At 50.1% G+C, this 18924-nt stretch carries 19 protein-coding genes and 2 tRNA genes; 11 read left to right on the top strand and 10 right to left on the bottom strand.

Translation table 11 applies throughout. The annotated features are described in order from the left end of the window. Nucleotides 1-116: 116 nt before the first annotated feature. Nucleotides 117-890, top strand: a complete 774-nt coding sequence (locus HY879_16740) for a Sir2 family NAD-dependent protein deacetylase (GenBank protein MBI5604987.1) — start codon at nt 117-119, stop codon at nt 888-890. Between the two features lie 16 nt (nt 891-906). On the opposite strand, the gene HY879_16735 is transcribed toward HY879_16740, so the two are convergent. Then, entirely contained in the window at nt 907-1257 is a 351-nt protein-coding gene (locus tag HY879_16735; GenBank protein ID MBI5604986.1) for an ArsR family transcriptional regulator, read from the bottom strand. A 116-nt stretch (nt 1258-1373) separates the two neighbouring features. Here HY879_16735 and HY879_16730 point away from each other — a divergent pair, with 116 nt between their 5' ends. Both HY879_16730 and HY879_16725 read left to right on the top strand, forming a co-directional pair. Beyond that, nucleotides 1374-2210, top strand: a complete 837-nt coding sequence (locus HY879_16730; GenBank protein MBI5604985.1) for an ABC transporter ATP-binding protein — start codon at nt 1374-1376, stop codon at nt 2208-2210. Nucleotides 2211-2322: 112 nt separating this feature from the next. After that, nucleotides 2323-3060, top strand: a complete 738-nt coding sequence (locus tag HY879_16725) for an ABC transporter permease (GenBank protein MBI5604984.1) — start codon at nt 2323-2325, stop codon at nt 3058-3060. 222 nt (nt 3061-3282) lie between these two features. Here the strand turns inward: HY879_16725 and HY879_16720 are convergent, their stop codons facing one another. Together HY879_16720 and HY879_16715 are read right to left on the bottom strand one after the other, a co-directional pair. Then, nucleotides 3283-4674, bottom strand: a complete 1392-nt coding sequence (locus HY879_16720) for a TldD/PmbA family protein (protein ID MBI5604983.1) — start codon at nt 4672-4674, stop codon at nt 3283-3285. A gap of 53 nt (nt 4675-4727) precedes the next feature. After that, nucleotides 4728-5687 carry a serine acetyltransferase gene (locus HY879_16715; GenBank protein MBI5604982.1) on the bottom strand — a complete coding sequence of 320 codons (960 nt, stop codon included), beginning with the start codon at nt 5685-5687 and terminating at the stop codon, nt 4728-4730. 191 nt (nt 5688-5878) lie between these two features. Between HY879_16715 and HY879_16710 the strand changes: the two genes are divergently transcribed. Next, nucleotides 5879-6310: a single-stranded DNA-binding protein gene (locus HY879_16710; protein ID MBI5604981.1), complete on the top strand. Its 432-nt coding sequence runs from the start codon at nt 5879-5881 to the stop codon at nt 6308-6310. On the opposite strand, the gene HY879_16705 is transcribed toward HY879_16710, so the two are convergent. From HY879_16705 to HY879_16690, 4 genes are read right to left on the bottom strand one after another with little or no spacing between them, the layout of a single operon-like run. Continuing rightward, complete coding sequence (locus tag HY879_16705) at nt 6307-6702, bottom strand: hypothetical protein (GenBank protein ID MBI5604980.1); 396 nt, start codon at nt 6700-6702, stop codon at nt 6307-6309. The genes HY879_16710 and HY879_16705 overlap by 4 nt on opposite strands. Before the next feature lies 1 nt (nt 6703). Continuing rightward, nucleotides 6704-7981 (bottom strand): glutamyl-tRNA reductase, encoded by a 1278-nt coding sequence (locus HY879_16700; GenBank protein ID MBI5604979.1) that lies wholly within the window; start codon nt 7979-7981, stop codon nt 6704-6706. A 38-nt stretch (nt 7982-8019) separates the two neighbouring features. Beyond that, nucleotides 8020-8880: a c-type cytochrome biogenesis protein CcsB gene (gene ccsB, locus HY879_16695; protein MBI5604978.1), complete on the bottom strand. Its 861-nt coding sequence runs from the start codon at nt 8878-8880 to the stop codon at nt 8020-8022. A gap of 6 nt (nt 8881-8886) precedes the next feature. Further along, nucleotides 8887-9573 (bottom strand): bifunctional precorrin-2 dehydrogenase/sirohydrochlorin ferrochelatase, encoded by a 687-nt coding sequence (locus HY879_16690; protein ID MBI5604977.1) that lies wholly within the window; start codon nt 9571-9573, stop codon nt 8887-8889. Nucleotides 9574-9902: 329 nt separating this feature from the next. On the opposite strand from HY879_16690, the gene HY879_16685 reads away from it, so the two are divergent. The 6 genes from HY879_16685 to HY879_16660 all read left to right on the top strand — a co-directional run bounded on the left by HY879_16685 (nt 9903) and on the right by HY879_16660 (nt 15588). Then, on the top strand, nt 9903-11444 hold the full coding sequence (locus HY879_16685; GenBank protein ID MBI5604976.1) for an Rne/Rng family ribonuclease: 1542 nt from the start codon (nt 9903-9905) through the stop codon (nt 11442-11444). Between the two features lie 51 nt (nt 11445-11495). Further along, nucleotides 11496-11570 (top strand) — tRNA-Val (locus tag HY879_16680). 10 nt (nt 11571-11580) lie between these two features. Next, nucleotides 11581-11657: transfer RNA gene (locus tag HY879_16675), tRNA-Asp, on the top strand. 63 nt (nt 11658-11720) lie between these two features. Further along, entirely contained in the window at nt 11721-12350 is a 630-nt protein-coding gene (locus HY879_16670; GenBank protein ID MBI5604975.1) for a TetR/AcrR family transcriptional regulator, read from the top strand. 175 nt (nt 12351-12525) lie between these two features. After that, the gene (gene xsc, locus HY879_16665; protein ID MBI5604974.1) at nt 12526-14313 is read left to right on the top strand and encodes a sulfoacetaldehyde acetyltransferase; all 1788 of its coding nucleotides are present in this window, start codon (nt 12526-12528) and stop codon (nt 14311-14313) included. Between the two features lie 51 nt (nt 14314-14364). Next, nucleotides 14365-15588: an acetate kinase gene (locus HY879_16660; GenBank protein ID MBI5604973.1), complete on the top strand. Its 1224-nt coding sequence runs from the start codon at nt 14365-14367 to the stop codon at nt 15586-15588. Nucleotides 15589-15655: 67 nt separating this feature from the next. Here HY879_16660 and HY879_16655 read toward each other — a convergent pair whose 3' ends face one another. The 3 genes from HY879_16655 to HY879_16645 form a co-directional block, all read right to left on the bottom strand. Beyond that, the gene (locus HY879_16655; GenBank protein MBI5604972.1) at nt 15656-15943 is read right to left on the bottom strand and encodes a glutaredoxin family protein; all 288 of its coding nucleotides are present in this window, start codon (nt 15941-15943) and stop codon (nt 15656-15658) included. Nucleotides 15944-16008: 65 nt separating this feature from the next. After that, a complete protein-coding gene (locus HY879_16650; protein MBI5604971.1) occupies nt 16009-16293 on the bottom strand; it encodes a hypothetical protein in 285 nt (94 codons plus the stop codon). A gap of 523 nt (nt 16294-16816) precedes the next feature. Further along, a complete protein-coding gene (locus HY879_16645; protein ID MBI5604970.1) occupies nt 16817-17050 on the bottom strand; it encodes a hypothetical protein in 234 nt (77 codons plus the stop codon). A 148-nt stretch (nt 17051-17198) separates the two neighbouring features. On the opposite strand from HY879_16645, the gene HY879_16640 reads away from it, so the two are divergent. Further along, the coding region (locus HY879_16640; protein ID MBI5604969.1) for a TIR domain-containing protein at nt 17199-18924 on the top strand (1726 nt) is incomplete at its 3' end.

The following is an 18924-nucleotide window of genomic DNA, read 5'->3' as shown; positions in this document are numbered from 1 at the left end:
ATCTTGCATCTTGAAACTTTATTTTCATGTTAAATAGGCTGGTTTTTCGGATCGATATTTCTTATAATGGCAAAAAGTCGTTAATTTCTCAACAAAAATATGAGGAAGGACCTGATATGGAACACCTTATTTCTCAAGCCGCCCAATGGATTATAGATTCCAAAAAGCTTATTGTCTTTGTCGGAGCGGGCTTAAGTACCGAATCGGGTATCCCCGACTTTCGCAGCCCGGGTGGGATCTGGGACCGCTATAATCCGGAAGATTTCTATTTTCAGAATTTTGTTGCCTGTGAACAATCCCGCCAGAAATACTGGCAGATGGCCACGGAAATGTATGCAACGATCAGGGAGGCCCAACCCAACCCGGCCCATCTGGCCATTGCCGAATTAGAGAGACTGGGCCGGCTTGACCGGGTCATCACCCAGAACATCGACGGCCTCCATTTCAAGGCCGGCAACAGCCCGGAAAAGGTGATCGAACTCCATGGAACGGCCCTCTTTGTCTATTGCCTTTCCTGCAAAAAAAAGTATGACCGGGATGAAATCCAGGGGCGTTTACAAAAAGGCATTAAAGTCCCTTACTGCGATGACTGCGGCGGGATCTTGAAACCAGCCACCATCTCTTTCGGCCAATCCATGCCGGAAAAGGAAACCCAGGAGGCCTTTGAGAGGGCGGCCCTGGCCGATCTATTTATGGTCATCGGCTCTTCCCTGGCGGTCCAGCCGGCCGCTTCCCTGCCCCAGACAGCCAAAAGGAACAAGGCCCGTCTGGTGATCGTTAATCGGGATTCAACCCCCTTGGACGGGATAGCCGACCTGGTCATCCATGGTCAGGCCGGACCGGTCATGGCTGGAATAGTAGCGTCAGTAAAAAAAATGCTGGATACTTGATACTGGATAAAACCCTTCAACCCTCTTCCGCCGTCATTTGTTCCTTGTCCGTCATCCCTTTCGCAGGATCCATCCGGATCGTATAACTGGGCGGGGTGATGGATTCCCCCCGGCAAAGGAAACATCTGCTGGGAGGGGTCAGGCGGTCCCTCTTTTTAAAGACAAACCCGCATTTTCGGCAAACCGCCGGCTGAACCAGAAATTTTCCCTCCGGGATTTTGGACCGGGCGATGTGGGCCAAGTGCTCATAGACCTCCTTTTCCCGGATCCCCACGGCCTGGGAAATCTCCTTGGCCGTGAGTTCCTGGTCCTTTAAAAGAAAGATAATGGATTGCCGTAATGTACCCACTCCCCTATCCTTTAAAATTGCTTGACAAGACGATTCGAATAGAATACCTTTATAACGAGTAACTTATTGAATGTCAAGACTAAATTGTCAAAAACCGAATAGTCCGCTTATTGAAACGCCGGAAGATCAGTTGAATGATCACCATTGAAAACCTGACTAAAAATTATGGGAAAGTCACGGCCCTCGCCTCCTTGTCCCTTAAGATCCATAAAGGGGAAATCTTCGGTCTTTTGGGTCCTAATGGGGCCGGGAAGACCACCACTATCAAGATATTAAATACCCTGGTTAAACCGACTTCCGGCCGGGCACTGTTGGACGGGTTTGATGTGGTCCGAAATCCCCTGGCCATCAAGCAACGGATCGGGGTAGTCCCCCAGGAAAACAACCTCGACCGGGATCTGACGGCCTATGAGAATCTTAAAATCTATGGACTGCTCCATCACATCCCGGACCTCACCAAACAAATCGAGGAACACCTCCGGTCCCTGGATCTCTGGGAGAGACGTAATGATATGGTCCAGGCCTTTTCCGGAGGCATGCAAAGGCGGCTGCTCATTGCCCGGGCCGTGCTGGGGAACCCTCAAATCCTCTTTCTGGACGAACCGACCATTGGTTTGGATCCGCAAGTCCGCCGGGAGATCTGGAACAGGATCCGGAGGATCAGGACCCAGGGCGGGACCGTCCTCCTGACCACCCATTATATCGAGGAAGCCGAAGCCTTGAGCGACCGGGTGGGCATCCTGGCCAAAGGAAAACTGATTGCCCTGGATATGCCGGAGAACCTCAAAAAGCTGGTTGGGGAATACGTGGTCGAATACTTGAATCAGGACGGCAGCAAGGGTTATCAGATGTGCCGGAGCCGGGAAGATGCCCGCTGCCGGCTGAACGAGGCCGATAGCGAGATGACCCTCCGAAAGGCCAACCTGGAAGATGTCTTTGTCAGGCTGACGGGAGAAAAGATTATGAAATGAAGCGGGTACTGGTTACTCGTTACTCGTTTTAACCAGTAACCAGTAACGATCTGCCACACTCGTAACGGAGGAAACGCTGGATAAACCTATCAATGATATTTTGCGTGATTCCATGAACTGGTATCCGATCTTTCTCAGGGAGATGCTGCAATTTAAAAAGAAGCTTTTCCGCCTGGGATATATCTTTACCTCCATGATGGTCCCTCTACTTTATCTGTTGGCCTTTGGATTGGGCCTGGGCCGTAGTATACAACTTTCAACAGGAAGTTATTTGAATTTTCTCCTGCCCGGTCTGGTGGCCATGAGTTCCATGAACAATTCCTATAACTGGGTGGCCAGCGGTCTGAATCTGAGCCGCCTCTATTTCAAAACCTTTCAGGTCCTGGTCCAGGCCCCGATTGCTCCCACCTCTATTATGGGCGGTTATGTCCTTTCCGGTATGGTTCGGGGCCTTTTCGCTTCTCTGATGATTATCCTGGTGGGACTCCTGGCCGATGCCGGTTTTCATCTCTCTTTTCTTTTCGTAATCACCCTGCTACTGAATTGTTTTTTGTTTTCCAATTTAGGCGTCATTGTGGGGATGATCACCAAGAGCCATGAGGACACTTCCACTTATGCCAATTTTTTTATCCTGCCCATGGTCTTTTTCAGCGGCACTTTTTTCCCTATCGACCGGATGCCCAACCTGCTTAAGGGCATCATCCTCTGCCTGCCCCTGACCCATACCAACATCCTGATCAGAAAATCGGCCCTCGACGGCCAGGGTTGGCTGTCCCTTTTGGTCCTGGCCGCCTATGCCGCCCTGTTTTTTTTCCTGGGTTCCCGCCTGATAAAAAATTACAGCGAATAATGACCGTCTTTGCGGTCCTCCCATTTAAAACCTTCATGCTCAAGGGCCACAACGAATCATGAAAATGGGCCGTAAGGGCGGGTTTAAAACCCACCCCTACAGAGGTCCTATGGGAGTGGGGTTTTTCATGCTTGAAACTTGCATCTTGCAACTTGAAACAGGCAACTTTCTCTTCACCGACCCCAGACCCCCGATCTCTGATCCCTGAAGGTTATTTTCATATCAGGCCAAACGGGCCTTTAATTTAAGATAGGGGCCGCCGTCTGTCACCTTGACCCATTCCTTATGGCCTTTGCCGCACAGGCCCAGGCCGCTGATTTCGAGGGAATTCCCCACCATGGAGATGGACTGAAGCAGATCCGGGACATCGCCGGTAATGATAACCGGCGTAAAGACCCGGCCGGTCAATTGCCCGTTTTTTATTTCTTCGGCGTAATAGCCCTCCAATTGGATACCCCAGCCTTTGGGATCTTCCATACCATTGGACGGATGATCCAGAAAGAATCCCTCCGCAATAGAGCCCACCATTTGTTCAAAGGAATGTTTCCCGGGCCCGAAACAGGTATTGGTCATCCGGGCGTAGACCTTTCTCTCAAAAGATTCCCGGCGGCCGTTGGCCGATCGCTCCAGGCCCAAACGGGTGGCCGAATTCAAATCCGTCAGTCCCCTTTTTAAAATCCCTTTTTCGATGATCCTGGTCTCTCTGGCCGGTTCCCCTTCATGATCAAAGAAAAAAGAGGCCGCCTGACCGGGAAGGGCCGGGGAATCAAACATATTCACCAGGGGTGAAGCCACCGGCTTATCCAGATAGTCCTCACCTCTGGCCCGCTTTTTTAAAAACATGTCCGTTTCCATCCCGTGGCCAAAGGCCTCATGGGCGAAGATGCCGGCGAATTCCGGGGAAAAGACACAATCATAGGTCCCTGGGCGCAGGCGGGGGGCCCCGAGCATTTTCCCGCAATCCCGGACCATTTGTTCCAGCTTTTCCTCAGGGATAAAGGCCTTTTCAAATCCGCCCTGAAGGGCTTGACCGGTATGGAGATGGACCGATCGCTCCTCCCCCTTCATGACCACCATGGCCACCATCTGGGTCCGGCGCAGGTCCTGAAATAATACCTTATGGCGGTTGACGAATAACTCCCGGTTCCGCACATGGGCATACTGGCCGGTGGCCTGGACGATACGCTTATCTTTTTGATGAAGCCGGTCTTTTAAGGCCGTACAGGCCCCGATCTTTTCCTTCAAAGGGATGGACTCAGGGTATTTTTCAACAGAAACAAAATAGTCCTTTTCCAATTTTGGACCGGGATCGATAAAAGGGCCGTCATAAAAAATCCCCTGATCTTTTCCCATTTCTTTAAGTTGGCGGGAAATTATTTCAAGACCTTTTTCGGATAGATCCGAAGTAGCGGCCTCTAAAAAATAGCGGCCGTTGAAGGCCGTCAAGACCACCCCCCGCACCGGATCCAGGAGTTCGGCCTGTTGCTGCCGCGTCTGAACCGCCAGGCGCTCGCCGAAGCTTTCCGTGGCCAGGAGGGCCGCGTAGGGGAAAAGCCGTTCCAGGTCAAAAATGATATCCTGGGCAAACGATTTAAAAAGATTGGAACTGATCATGGGCTGTCTTCCCTTCCTTTCAGCCTTGAGCTTTCAGTTTTGAGCTTCCTGCTTCAACCATTTTCTTCCCTATACCTCAATTTCGGCGTTTCGATCATCACCGTGGTTCCAGGGGGGACCGAATGGGTCAACCAGACATTCCCGCCGATGACCGAACCGGTCCCGATGACCGTCTCACCGCCCAAGATCGTCGCCCCGGAATAAATGGTTACCTTGTCTTCAATGGTGGGATGCCGTTTGCTCTTCCTCAACAGCTCCCCCTGTTCCTCCATGGGCAGACTTAAAGCCCCTAAGGTGACCCCCTGGTAGATCCGGACCCGGTCCCCGATAATACAGGTTTCCCCGATAACCACACCGGTCCCATGATCGATAAAAAAGTCCCGCCCGATCCTGGCTCCGGGATGGATATCAATACCGGTGACGCTGTGGGCATATTCCGTCATCATCCTGGGCAATAAGGGGATCTCCTGGACCCACAACTCGTGGGCCAGACGATAGATGGAGATAGCCAGGATACTCGGGTAGCCGAAAATAATCTCATCATAACTTTTGGCCGCCGGGTCTCCCTGATAGGCGGCCCGCACATCATCCCCTAAAACCTTCCTTAATTCGGGGAGTTTTTTTAAAAAAACCAGGGCCTCCTTTTGTCCCCTTTCAACGCACAAGGTGCAAACCTGCTGATAGCGGCGGCATTCGTGCCGGATACTTAAAGATATCTGTCTGGAAAGCAGTTCAAAAAGGGCACTGATTTCAATCCCTATTTGATAAGAAAGGGTGATCTCATCCATTTCCCGGGGCCCAAAATAGCCGGGAAAGAGGACCTTTCTTAAACTGTCAATGATTTCAAGGGCGGCCTCCCGGGAAGGCAATCCGGCCAGGTTCAGATGATGAAACGTTTTTTGATCCTGACAGCTTTCGACCAGTTCGGAAACAAGGGTCGGGAGTTCCTGGCGGGATGATAAAGGATGACTGCATTCCCCCTCAACATCCGGCTGATGGGAAGGTTCTTCCATAACACAGGGTCGTTCGGCTTTCTTCATGAAGTCCGCTCCGTTAATAATTTTTTTGAATTATATCATAGGTCCCGGTCTTGAACCAGAGTTTGTTTGTCTGGATTTCGGATAAAGGCTTGCCCCCTTTGGGGAGATATGGTAGGATGCCCGACAATTGATTCGGTTACGGCAGATTGAGGAAGGGGGAAACCATGGCTTCAGTAAATAAGGTCATTTTGATAGGAAACCTGGGGGCTGATCCGGAACTGCGCTATACCGCCACCGGAACGGCCGTCGCCAACTTCAGGTTGGCCACTAAGGAGGCTTGGACGGGTAAGGACGGAAATAAGGAAGAACGTACCGAGTGGCATCGGGTTGTGGCCTGGGGGAGGTTGGGAGAAATTTGCGGCGAGTATCTGGCCAAAGGCAAACCGGTTTATATCGAAGGGAAGTTACAAACTCGAAGCTGGGAGGACCGGGACGGAAACAAACGGTACACCACTGAAATCCTGGCCCAAACGATGCAGATGTTAGGGTCGGCCGGAGAACGGGTCCCTTCGGAAAAGGAATTCGGCGGAAAGGATGTGGGGGGCGGCGAACCTCAAGGCGGAGGACCTTTTCCTGAAGAGGATATCCCTTTTTAGTCCTGAGACAGCTCTTCCACCAGCCTTAAAAATTCCTCGGAACTCCGATAGTGCTGGAGATGCCTCTGATACTCCAACCAGGATTTCCAGACCCCCAGCCAGGCCTGGTTATAGTAATATTCCTGCCCTCCTGCCGGAGTCAGGCCGGCAGACAGTTGTTGATAGAGGGTGTATTCTTCCCAGCAGCCCTGGCAGAGTCTTAACGGTAAAACCTCAGAGATGACCTGGGGTTTCGGAACCTCTAATTGAGAGCCGCATTTGGCACATTTGAGCTGACAGGCCGTGCATTGCATGGCCATCCGGAAAGAATCCAGTCTTTTTTTCTTTTCCCTGGAAAGGACCTCTTCTTTTTGCTTCCGCAAACGTCCTTCAAGAGGAATGATATCGGCCATTTTAATCTTCTCCCATTCCTTTATTTAAATTAAATATTTTTTGAATCCAATCAATTTTCTCATCCTTAAGATTCTCATGTCCCGGTTGTTTTAAAAAAGAGATCGGATCATGAAGGACCTTGTTAATGATGGCAGAGGTCATAATCTCCATGGACTTCCGTTGTTCAGGGGTTAAACCCTGCAGGCTGACCCCGCCTTTTTTCCATTCCCCCTGCTGGATTTCTTCCATTTTTTTCCGCAGGGCGATAATAGTCGGGGCCACCTCCAGCCTGTTCAACCAGGAACGAAATTTAATGGACTCTTCTTGAACGATCCGTTCGGCCTGCAGGGCCTCCTGTTTTCTTTCGGCTATATTTTGAGCTACGATCCCCTGGAGATCATCGATGTCATACAGATAGACATTATCCAACTCGTTGATCTTGGGATCGATATCTCTGGGAACCGCAATATCGATAAAGAAAAGGGGTCTTTGTTTCCTTTGTTTCATGATGGCCTTGACCTGCGGGTAATAGATAATGGTCTCGGCCGCCCCAGTGGAACTGATAACGATATCGGTCTCTATCAAGGCCGAAGGAACTTCCTCCAGGGAGATGGCCTGCCCCTGCCATCTGCCGGCCAGATCCAAGGCCCTCTCCAGAGTCCGGTTAGCGACGATAATTTTCCGGACCCGGTTGTTCAAGAGGTGTTCGGCGGCCAGTTCGGCCATTTCCCCGGCCCCGATCAATAACGCCTTTTTTCCAGCCAGATCCTGAAAGATTTTCTTGGCCAGTTCGACCGCGGCAAAACTGATGGAAACCGCATGACTGGCAATCCCGGTTTCAGTCCGGATCCGTTTGGCCACCGAAAAGGTCTTATGCAGGAGACGGTTGAGTATGACCCCGGTGTGATGCTGGTCGCTCGCTTCTCGATAGGCCTCTTTGATCTGGCCCAGGATCTGGGGTTCTCCGATAACCATGGAGTCCAGACTGGAGGCTACCCGAAAGAGATGTTGTACGGCCTCCCCGGCCCGATAAATATAACTTCCAGGCAGACCATCAGAAGCGGATTGAAGAATGCCGCCGGACCAATAGTGCATCAGCTCCCGGATAGTCTGGTCCGGTTCTTCCGAAGTAAACAGGATTTCAACCCGGTTGCAGGTGGTCAATAACAAGATTTCCTTGAGACCGGTTATCCCTTGAAAAGAAGAAAAGACCTCCTTTTGATTCAAAAACCTGGTTGACCGTTCCCGCAATTCCACCGGGGCGGTTTTATGATTAAGACCAACAACAACAATTTCCAAGTTTAAACCCTTTAAAAAAAATTAATTCATGGCCCGTTTTATTTCTTGATGGATTCCGGGACCTCTATAGCCGGGGCCTTAAAGGCCGAAAAGCTGTGATATCCTTTGACCAAAAAATTCACACCGAGGAAGGAGAAGGTCAAAACAAGAAAGCCGACAATAGAAATCAAGGCCGAACGTCTTCCCCGCCATCCGGCCACCAGACGGCCGTGCAACAAAGCGGCATAAAGCAACCAGGTAATCAGGGACCAGACCTCTTTGGGATCCCACCGCCAGAAATGACCCAGGGTGTATTGGGCGAATATCGATCCACTGAGCATGCCCAGGGTCAAAAGAGGAAATCCCAAAATCAGGCAGTTATAATTCAAGGCATCCAGAGTCTCCAGGGAAGGAAGACGATAATAAAAAGGGCCGAAACGTTTGGATTTGATCTGCCGTTCCTGGATGAGGTACATGATACCGGCCAGGAAGGCGATGGCAAAGGCCCCATTACCGATAAAGATGGTCACCACGTGAACCATTAACCAGATGTTGTGCAATAAAGGATTGGCCGGTCCGGTTGGGTGAGGGAAAAAAGAAGAACTGATCATCATCACCGCAGCCAAAGGGGAAAGGAAAGATCCCAGGACCAGAATATTAAAGCGGATCTGGAATAAAAGGAATACTCCGATGATCGCCCAGGCGAAAAACGATAAAGACTCTCCCAGGGTGTGGACCGGGAAATAGCCGGTTTGGCCATACCAGAGTCCGAGGCTCAGGGTGTGTGATAAAAATCCCAAAAGGAGGAGCCCAAAAGAAATCCGGGCCATGGATTTAATTTGAAAAACAATAAATAGAATGTATCCCAGGGTCCCCAGGAGATAGATGCTTAAAGCGCATTTAAAAAAGAAAAGGGCCATAAGTCCTCACGGGTGGCGGTGGAACAATTGGTTTATGATTTCGGCCAATACGGAACGGGGCAAGGGTGGATCGATCAGACGATCCAATAAATCATAAAAGGGGACAAAATCCTCTTCCACCACCCAGGATATCCAGGGAGCGTTAATGAGGGCCTCGAAGATTTTTTGATTTTCCTCCTGGGGCTTTTTGCGCGCCAGGACCAGAGTCCGTATTTGCCCCAACAGTTCAAGATACCGGCCGTAGATCTCGGGAAATCGATCTTCCAAATCCCGGCGAATTTTCTTGGCCAGGGCCGGGCTTTTCCCGGCAGTGGAAATAGCAATAGTTAAATCCCCCCTTGAAACCAGTGACGGAAGGATAAAGTTACAGGCCTCCGGGTCGTCGGCAATGTTGCATAACAACCGGCGTTCCAAGGCCTCCCGGCTTATTTTTTTATTGAGATCCGGATCATCGGTGGCCCCGATAACCAGAAACATATCCTCCAGATATTGGGCATCATAAGACGGGGCCAGCAGATTGATCCGGTCCTCTTCAACCTCGTCCTTAAGATAAGGGGATAGTTCCCGGCTGATCAGATAAACCCTGGCCCCACAGGATTGCAAGGTCTTGACCTTTCGTTCCCCGACCTGCCCACCCCCGATCACCAGACAAGGCCTATTTTTTAAATCCAGAAATGCAGGATAATAACGCATCCATCTCCTTTAGTTCGAAAATAACCTTCAGGGATCAGGGATCGGTGATCAGGGATCGGCGAAATCCCATTGCCTATAAGCCCTTTTAATTCCAATTTTTACGCTTCGTGGTACCCTCTGGGAAATAAACTTCGGAGTCAGTTTTATGTTTTTACTTAACCCCCAATCCCTGACCCCTGACCCCTGACCCCATTTTCATGTTTCGTGGTGCCCCTCACTCCTCTGCCTCATTAGCCTTTTTTAATATTATCACGATTTACCTTCTTGTCAACTTTTACCCTGAATAACCAATACTTGATAACTAAAGCGTAATGGTGTAATATATAAATATGAGCACTGAATTACTGATTAATACCCGTTCCTATGAGACCCGGGTGGCCCTTATCGAAAACAACATCCTGGCCGAACTCCATGTCGAGAGACCTAATCGGTATAGCCTGGCTGGAAATATTTACAAGGGAAGGGTGGTCCGGGTCCTGCCCGGAATGCAGGCCGCCTTTGTCGACATCGGGCTGGAACGGGCGGCTTTTTTATATATTACGGATGTTACGGATAATTTTGAAGAGTTCGAGGCCATGCTGAAGGACGATGAGGAGGAGGACCTTGAGGATGGCCAGGGGGAACTGGACGGCGAACTCGAAGAAAAAATGATGCCCCATCAGCTCTATTTTAATATTGAGGACTTGCTCAATGAAGGTCAGGAACTCCTGGTCCAGGTTGTCCGGGAACCTCTTGGTTCAAAGGGTGCACGGATAACCACCCACATCTCCCTGCCTGGCCGCCATTTGGTCCTCATGCCCACCATGGATCATGTGGGTGTTTCCCGCCGGATCGAAGATGAAAACGAGCGTAAAAAACTCAGGGAGTTTTTAACCAGTATCAAACCAGATGGATTCGGCCTTATTGCCAGAACCGCCAGCGAGGGGGTGCCCAAAGACAAAATTAAGACCGAGATGGATTTTTTGATCAAACTCTTTTCTAATATCCAACAAAAAATGCCTCGGGCCCCTATTCCCAGTCTGATTCACCGGGATTTGAATATCACTTTAAGGGCCGTCCGGGATCTATTTACTAAAGAAGTGGATCGTTTAGTAATCGATTCCCGGCCGGAGTATGAGCAGATTCTTCAATTTATCGATACCTTTATGCCTAAACTGAAACATCTCGTCCATTTATACGAAGGGAAAGAACCCCTTTTTGACGGTTATGGGATCGAAGTCGAGGTTGGCCGGGCCTTAGGCAAAAAGGTCTGGTTGAAATCCGGTGGATATATCGTTATTGAGGCCACCGAAGCCTTAACCTCCATCGATGTCAATACCGGCCGATATGTGGGCAAGAGAAATCTGGAAGAAACGATTCTAAAGACCAATCTGGAGGCCGTCAAAGAGATCGCTTACCAGTTACGGCTGCGTAATATCGGCGGGCTGGTAGTTATTGATTTTATCGACATGGAGAAAAAGGGCGACCGGGAAAAGGTATTTAACGCCCTCAAAGAAGCCCTGAAGCGGGATAAAAACAAGACCAATGTCCTTAAGATGTCGGAACTCGGTTTAATTGAAATGACTCGGAAACGGACACGGGAAAATCTGACCCGTCTGTTCCGGGAACCTTGTTTTTATTGTGAAGGGGAAGGTTGGCTTAAATCAAAAAATTCCATTTGTTATCAGATCTTCCGCCAGATCGAACGGGAAGCCTGGGAAATCCAAAGCGACAACCTGACCTTACAGGTTCATCCCGAAATCGCCGGTCTGCTGCTGGATGAAGAGCACCCGGCCATGGAGGAAGTGGAACAAAGGATCGGCAAAAGGATTTCCGTGGAATCCAAAGAAGCCATGCATTTGGAACAGTTTAAAATTTCCCATGACAACTAAATTTTTTCTTGACATAGAAACAGCTTTTAGGATAAGTTTTGAATTTATGCTGGGCGGGTAGCTCAGCGGGAGAGCATCGGCCTTACAAGCCGAGGGTCACAGGTTCAAATCCTGTTCCGCCTACCAAATTAAGATCGGGGTCGTAGTTAAGTCGGTTATAACGCCGGCCTGTCACGCCGGAGGCCGCGGGTTCGAGTCCCGTCGACCCCGCCAGAAAATTCAGGGAGTTAGCCGTAAAGGTTGACTCCCTTTTTTTTGACAAAAAGGTTACAAGCCATGGGTTTAAAAGAAAGACGGCAGCGGGAAAAATTGGAACGAAAAAAGCAGATCCTGGATGCCGCCAGGACCTTGCTCCTGGAGAAAGGCCTGCCGGCCACTACGGTTAATCAAATCGCCAGGCGGGCTGAATTGGGAGTAGCCACCATCTATTCCTATTACCAGAATAAGGAGGAACTATACGTTGCCTTGCAGGAAGAAGGACTGAACCTGCTCTATTCCGGGATAATGGAGGCCGCCCAAAAAGGAAAAAATCCCCCCAATAGAATAAAAAAGATGGCTTTAGCCTATTATCGTTTCAGTGAAATCCATAAGGATTATTTCGACGTCATCAATTACTTTCTCTCGGCCCCCAGGGTTATTTTTTCTTCGGAGCACAAAATTCAGGTGGATCACCTGGGCAATAAGATCCTGCGCCTGCTCGAAGTAGTCATTACAGACGGTATCCGGAATGGAATTTTTAGAAAGGTGAATCCGAGAAGGTCCTCCATTATGCTCTGGGGGACCCAGCACGGATTGATCCAATTCAAGAAAATGGAAACAACCCTCTTGCAAGGGGAAAACCATAAGGCCCTGTACAACTTTGCCGTGGAACAGTTTATTGAAGGCCTGACACGAAAACAGGTTTAAGGTTTAAGGTGCAAGGTGCAAGGTATGAGGTAAAACCTATATCTAAACCCTTGAACCTTGAACCTTAAACCTTGAAATGCCCCCTGCCGTTATTTATCGATGGCGGAATTAAGGGTGGCTCACACTCTGTCAAGTAAATCGAATAAACGGGATGAATGAAAGGATGGAGGACCCCATGGGAAAAGTAAAAATGACCACAGAAGAAGCCTTTATTAAAGTGTTACAGATGCACGGCATCGAAAACGTCTTCGGTATCATCGGTTCGGCGATGATGCCGATTTCGGATTTGTTTCCCAAAGCCGGTATCACCTTCTGGGATTGCGGACATGAAGGGAACGCCGGGATGATGGCCGACGGCTTCACCCGGGCCTCCGGCAGGATATGTATGATGGCCGGACAGAACGGCCCCGGTATCACCAACTTTGTTACCCCCGTGAAAACCGCCTACTGGAACCATACCCCGCTGATGCTGGTAACCGCCCAGGCGGCCAACATGACCATGGGACAGGGCGGTTTCCAAGAGGTCCCGCAGATGGCCCTTTTTAAGGACCTGGTGGCCTATCAGGAAGAAGTGCTGCACCCGTCCCGTGTGGCCGAGGTCCTCAACCGGGTCATCATGAAGGCCAAGCGTGCCTCCGCTCCGGCCCAGATTAATATACCCCGGGACTTCTGGACCCAGGTGATCGAGATCGAACTTCCCTCCGTGGTCGATTTCGAGGGTTTGGCCGGAGGCGCGGAAGCGATCGCTCGCGCAGCCGCGCTTCTGTCCAAGGCCGAATTCCCGGTCATCCTGAATGGCGGGGGTGTGGTGATCGGGGGGGCTATCAAGGATTCCGTGGCCCTGGCCGAGCGCCTGGACGCTCCGGTTTGCTGCGGCTATCAGCACAATGATGCTTTCCCCGGCAGTCATCCGCTGTTCGCCGGTCCTCTGGGTTATAACGGGTCAAAAGCCGGAATGGAGCTGATCGCCAAAGCCGACGTCGTCCTGGCCCTGGGTACCCGTCTGAATCCTTTCTCCACTCTGCCGGGCTACGGCATCGACTACTGGCCGACCGCTGCGGCTCTCATTCAGGTTGATATCAACCCCGACCGTATCGGTCTCACCAAGCCCGTCACCGTGGGCATCGTCGGCGACGCCAAAAAGGTCGCCAATGCCATTCTGAGCCACCTTTCGGCAACCGCCGGGGATGATGGCCGGGAAGAACGCAAAAAAACCATAGCTAAACTAAAAGCCGACTGGGCCCAGGAGCTGGCGACCATGAATCATGAAGAAGACGATCTCGGTACCACCTGGAACGAGAGAGCCAGAAACCGTGAGCCGGAAAAGATGACGGCCCGGATGGCCTGGCGGGCGATCATTGCGGCTCTGCCCAAGGAAGCCATCATTTCCTCCGACATCGGGAATAACTGCGCCATCGGGAACGCCTATCCGACTTTCGAGGAAGGCCGTAAATATCTGGCCCCGGGAATGTTTGGCCCTTGCGGCTATGGGTTCCCGGCCATTTTGGGGGCTAAGATCGCGCGGCCCGACCTGCCGGTAGTCGGTTTTGCCGGTGACGGGGCTTTTGGAATCTCCATGAACGAAATGACGGCCTGTGGCCGGGACGAATGGCCGGCCATCACCATGATCATCTTCCGTAACTACCAGTGGGGGGCCGAGAAACGGAACACGACGCTTTGGTACCACGACAATTTTGTGGGGACCGAATTGGATCGCCATGTTTCTTACGCCGGCATTGCCCGTGCCTGCGGGCACGAGGGCCTTGTGGCAGTCACCATGGATGATTTAACCCAAAAGCTGAACGTGGCCATCAAAGCCCAGATGGAAGAAAAGAAGACGACTTTTATTGAGGTGATGACCAACCAGGAACTGGGTGAACCGTTCCGCCGCGATGCCATGAAAACCCCTGTGCCGGTTGCCGGTATTGAAAAATCAGACATGCAACCCCAGAAAGGGGTCTGAAAGAAAATTGGTCTTATCCAACTGAATTGAACACTAAGGTTTATTAGTACCATGCACATCCTGGTCCTGAACAGCGGCAGCTCTTCGCTGAAGTATAAATTATTACAAATGCCCGAAGAGCGTCTGCTCCACTCCGGCCGGATCGAAAAAATCGGCGAATCCGGGACGACCTGCTTTTTTGAGTCCATGGACAAGGCTTTGGTCGTGGAGGATAGGTGCGATTGTCCGAACCATGAAAAGGCCCTGGAGCTGGTTTTTGCCGCCCTTCTGGACCCGAAAATCGGCTTTCTAAAAAACCGGGAAGAAATCGGGGCCGTCGGACACCGAGTCGTCCACGGCCGCGATTTATTCACCGAACCCCTTTTGGTGAGCGATGAAAATTTAGCTCAAATGAAAGGGTTGATCGATCTCGCCCCCCTTCACCTCCCGGCCAATATCGCCTGCATCGAAGCCTGCCGGCGAATGCTTCCCCGTTGCCCGCAAATCGCCCATTTTGACACCGCCTTTTTTCGAAAGCTGACGAAACAGGCCTATCTTTATCCACTCCCCCTGGAATGGCATGAAAAGTATGGTGTCCGCCGATATGGTTTCCACGGGATCTCCTATGATTATGTGACCCAGGAAGCTTCCAAGCTGCTGGGAAGACCACTTTCGACACTCAGACTGATTGCCACCCATTTGGGCAACGGGGCCAGCATGATGGCTTTCGAGCAAGGCCGTCCAGTAGAAACCAGTATGGGTTTCACCCCCATGGAAGGTTTGATGATGGGGACCCGTCCGGGGACGATCGATGCGGCCATCATCCCTTATGTCATGGCCAAGACCCATGCCTCTTTGGAAGAGATCATGAGGACATTGAATCACGGAAGCGGCCTGGCCGCCGTCAGCGGGATCGGCCGGGACCTCCGTCTGATCCTTTCGGCTCGCGGGCAAGGTAATACCCGGGCCGATCTGGCCTTCCGGATGTTCATCCATTCTCTGCGAAAATATCTTGGGGCTTATTTCTTTGTTTTACGGGGAGCGGACGTCCTCATCTTTACCGGCGGCATCGGTGAAAATACGCCGGAGGTCAGGGCCGCCCTGCTGGAAGGCTTGGATTCATTGGGAATGGAAATCGATGAAAAGAAAAATCGAGAGGTCATTAACGGCCTGTCCGGGTTCATCAGCACGGACCGAAGTCCGGTAAAGATCCTGGTCATCCCCACTAACGAGGAGATCGTCATCGCCCGCTCGGCCTTTCTCAAGGCCTTTTTGGTGAACGATCGGCAGAGATAATTGATGGTCTTGTAAAAACTCGTCATTCCCGCGCAGACGGGAATCCAGGCGGATTTTCACATGGGGCTCACAAATTCCTTTCCTTCTCCTTCTCCGCCTTTAAGGCCTTCAGAAGCCGTCCTTTGGTGCCGGTAATCCCGGCCACGACATGGATATATTGATCGGTAATAGGTTTTATCAATTTTTCAAGTTCCTCGGCATGAAACCCGACCACATACTTCTCCCCTTTTTGAATGACCGGCACCCTCTTCTGCCGGGTCAACCTGAGCATCCGGGTTACGGCCCCTTGGTCTTTGGAAAGATCGAATTCCTGAAAGGCAATCCCTTTTTGACGAAAGAACTCTTTCGCCGCCACACACCCCGGTCAGGCCGGCAAAGAATAGAGTAAAATTTCTTCCATAATGACTTCTTCTACTCCTATTACTTTCCCTCATTGTTTCGCTTGTCTTTTTGCTTACCGTAAGACTGACTTCTTTCTTTAACGCGGAGCAAGGTATTTTTCGGCCGTTCATCCCTTTTTGCCGTAACAACTATCTCTTCTGGTGGAATGGAAACCACCTTCCCATCCCGCCAGACAACGATGGGGTGGCCTCGCAGTTTGTGCTCGGCAATGGCCTCAGCTACCGCCTCCTTCAATGCTTTCTCAGCCATGATTTCCAAGGGCATTTCATCCGTCTTATTTTTCTGTTTAGAGGGCCGTTTCATAAGACCTCCGATTTTTTTCCCATCTCCTTGTCGGTCTCTTCGGTTTCTTCTATAGTCATAAAATTTTATTCCGGTTTAGCAGAAAAGTCCAAAAATCAAATGAGGTTTTCAGACTTCAGAAATCAAGGGGGCTCTCGGCCTCATTGATCGTGACGCTCTCCACCGTGTGGGTGTAGATCATGGTGGTTCTGACATCACTATGCCCCAGTAACTCATGAATGGTCCGAGTATCAAGAAAACTAATTGATTTGTCAAGCCTTGCCTTGATCGAAGCCAAGGCCCATAAAGTCAAGTTGGACTGGGAAGGAAAACACGTTATCCCAACGACTCTACCTGTCCAGGTTGTTGCGGAAGACGGCCACTTCCCGGCCAAATAAATTAAAAAATCAATAAATTAGATCAAGAATAAAGGCCCTAAAGGGGAAAAAAATCTTTTGACAAAGGTTTTAGTTGGGTATAAGTTACGAATTGGATTTTGGATAGTAAGATTTCCGGTGATAAAGTTGGCAGTCCTAATCCCTATTTAGGAGGTAGTCGATGGAAGGCTGGTAGAACCCCGCTTGATCGAATGAGAGGTGGGGTTTTTTATGGCCCGGGACCAAATTAAAATCGGCAAAACAGACCTTTTCAAGCGGACCTCCCGGACCGCCCGTTTCCCCAGACCGTTCAGCCAATCAAGGTTGCGGTCAAGACAGTGGTGAAGGTTGAAATCGCCAAACCGTTCAAGGATGCGGTGGATGCCTTCTGATAATCCCATAATGGCCCCTGGTCGTTGTTTATGTCCCCGGAGGGGACTTGGATCAAGGAGATTTCCAGAAAAACTTTAGAATAACTTGTTTGGCGGCATACTACAGCTATATCACTCCATCGGGCCGTTTCACGGATAGAGTTTAGGAGAAGCACTGATGAACAATAATTACAAGTTCGATACCTTCCTGAGTTACAGTTCCAGGGATCAAGTTTTCGTCAACAAGTTGTGGGAAGACCTCAGACAAAATGGGATCAAAGTCTGGATAGATCAAGACAAGCTGTTGCCCGGAGATTTATTTGTGGAGGCTATTGAAAAAGGACTCAACGAGAGCAGAACCGTGTGCATGGTCGTATCTCCTGAGTCATTAAGGTCTAACTGGGTAAGGGAAGAGTACCTTCGGGCAATTGATTTGTGTGTCCGCACAGAACAACAAAGAAAAGTCATTCCTCTTATATTGAAAGAAGCAGAGATACCCGGCTTCCTTTCTAATCGACAGTGGGTTGATTTCAGCAACGAGTCAAAATACTCTGACAACCTTACCTATCTTGTAAAGGGAATCAAATACTCAACTCCGCTCCTTGAAGCAGACGAGGGCGCTATAAGCCTTAATGAAATCTTGGGACGCGCGAAACAAACCCTGCTGATATCTGGGCACACTCTCGACAAGTTTACCGACCAATCAGAAGTCAGAACTACGCTTCTCAGTGCAATGAACTCTGGCGTCAGAGTAACGATAGTTTTGATAAATCCTTTCTGCGACTATTCCCGTGCACATGAGCCATTTCACATGCTTGAGAGCCGTAGTCCTTCACGCGAGCAGATTACAAACAGCATTCGAGTCTTGCAGAATATGTTTTCCGTGACAAACCGTCCCAAGAACCTCACCGTTCTATTGTCCAGCTATATGCCGCGATTTCGGACCATAATTGTTGACAATGATACAATCCAGATTAGCCTTTATACGTATGGAGCAGATGTAGGAGTTGCACCAGAGTTTACTCTTACTCGAACGGCAAAGAGAATCGAACGAAGCTGGTTTGACACGATTGTCGCTTCTACGCAGCAGTTAGTTGCCTCAAAACATGTGATTCCGGTTATCCATGATGGCATTTTTCATCGCAACTGGGAGAAAAGTAAATACTCATTCGAGATGAAGAACTGTTTGGCGAAGTCATGCTGTCAGTTCGGTGACAATTGCTGGAGTGGCATTCAAGACTCCATCTTGGGCTATCAAAACTCTAATAGAGGGGAGAAGGCCATATCGTTATATCGTCTAGTAGACAGAGATTTTGTACCAGGGCTTTTCACGTTATCGGACATTAATAAAGGTGCCAGATTTATTACCCCGTCAACAGACTACGACAATTGGTTACGGAACGCCGTAAATGAGGATCTGCGCCTCATCGAAGCAAGCAAACCAGACCTTGTCAAAGGCACTAACTTCCGAGAGATCTTGGAGCAAGTAAAGCAAATCCTGGCACTGCAAACCTCGTCGGGGAGGGCTTTACGCGAACTATCCTGCTACCAAGAATACTCGGACATTCTTCACCGCATTATTATGACCATTCTGACCAACAACTCAGAATATGAAATCGAACTCTATAGCAACATCACGGTTGACAAGACATCCTTAGTGCTTGATGTCATACAATTCTTGGAGAAGGATAATGGTTTTAGCCTGAGAGATTGGCTACATTTCTCTATAGCCGCGGGTTTATTGGGTATAGAGAACAAGACGGTTAATGCGGCAACCTCAGCATTTGACAAAACAGTGGGGATCTCGCTTGGGAATGGGAGAGGAGATCGGGCTACAGAAGTAGAGCGAATTGCGGGAGAGTTGGTTAGAACTTCTCGGACTCCTTGTAGGATCGATGCATCGG

This window comes from Deltaproteobacteria bacterium (genome assembly GCA_016219225.1).
In the GTDB taxonomy this organism is placed as follows: Bacteria; Desulfobacterota; RBG-13-43-22; order RBG-13-43-22; family RBG-13-43-22; genus RBG-13-43-22.
The sequence above is the reverse complement of the archived record's forward strand: the minus strand, read 5'-3'. Positions and strand labels throughout refer to the sequence as shown.

Excerpts from the sequence above, each read along its gene's own strand:
- ccsB (MBI5604978.1), bottom strand. The coding sequence starts at position 8,880 with ATGGCCCTTTTCTTTTTTAAATGCGCTTTAAGCATCTATCTCCTGGGG.
- HY879_16720 (MBI5604983.1), bottom strand. The coding sequence starts at position 4,674 with ATGATCAGTTCCAATCTTTTTAAATCGTTTGCCCAGGATATCATTTTT.
- HY879_16730 (MBI5604985.1), top strand. The coding sequence starts at position 1,374 with ATGATCACCATTGAAAACCTGACTAAAAATTATGGGAAAGTCACGGCC.
- HY879_16645 (MBI5604970.1), bottom strand. The coding sequence starts at position 17,050 with ATGGGATTATCAGAAGGCATCCACCGCATCCTTGAACGGTTTGGCGAT.
- xsc (MBI5604974.1), top strand. The coding sequence starts at position 12,526 with ATGGGAAAAGTAAAAATGACCACAGAAGAAGCCTTTATTAAAGTGTTA.
- HY879_16690 (MBI5604977.1), bottom strand. The coding sequence starts at position 9,573 with ATGCGTTATTATCCTGCATTTCTGGATTTAAAAAATAGGCCTTGTCTG.
- HY879_16670 (MBI5604975.1), top strand. The coding sequence starts at position 11,721 with ATGGGTTTAAAAGAAAGACGGCAGCGGGAAAAATTGGAACGAAAAAAG.
- HY879_16740 (MBI5604987.1), top strand. The coding sequence starts at position 117 with ATGGAACACCTTATTTCTCAAGCCGCCCAATGGATTATAGATTCCAAA.
- HY879_16685 (MBI5604976.1), top strand. The coding sequence starts at position 9,903 with ATGAGCACTGAATTACTGATTAATACCCGTTCCTATGAGACCCGGGTG.
- HY879_16705 (MBI5604980.1), bottom strand. The coding sequence starts at position 6,702 with ATGGCCGATATCATTCCTCTTGAAGGACGTTTGCGGAAGCAAAAAGAA.
- HY879_16660 (MBI5604973.1), top strand. The coding sequence starts at position 14,365 with ATGCACATCCTGGTCCTGAACAGCGGCAGCTCTTCGCTGAAGTATAAA.
- HY879_16710 (MBI5604981.1), top strand. The coding sequence starts at position 5,879 with ATGGCTTCAGTAAATAAGGTCATTTTGATAGGAAACCTGGGGGCTGAT.
- HY879_16725 (MBI5604984.1), top strand. The coding sequence starts at position 2,323 with ATGAACTGGTATCCGATCTTTCTCAGGGAGATGCTGCAATTTAAAAAG.
- HY879_16650 (MBI5604971.1), bottom strand. The coding sequence starts at position 16,293 with ATGAAACGGCCCTCTAAACAGAAAAATAAGACGGATGAAATGCCCTTG.
- HY879_16715 (MBI5604982.1), bottom strand. The coding sequence starts at position 5,687 with ATGGAAGAACCTTCCCATCAGCCGGATGTTGAGGGGGAATGCAGTCAT.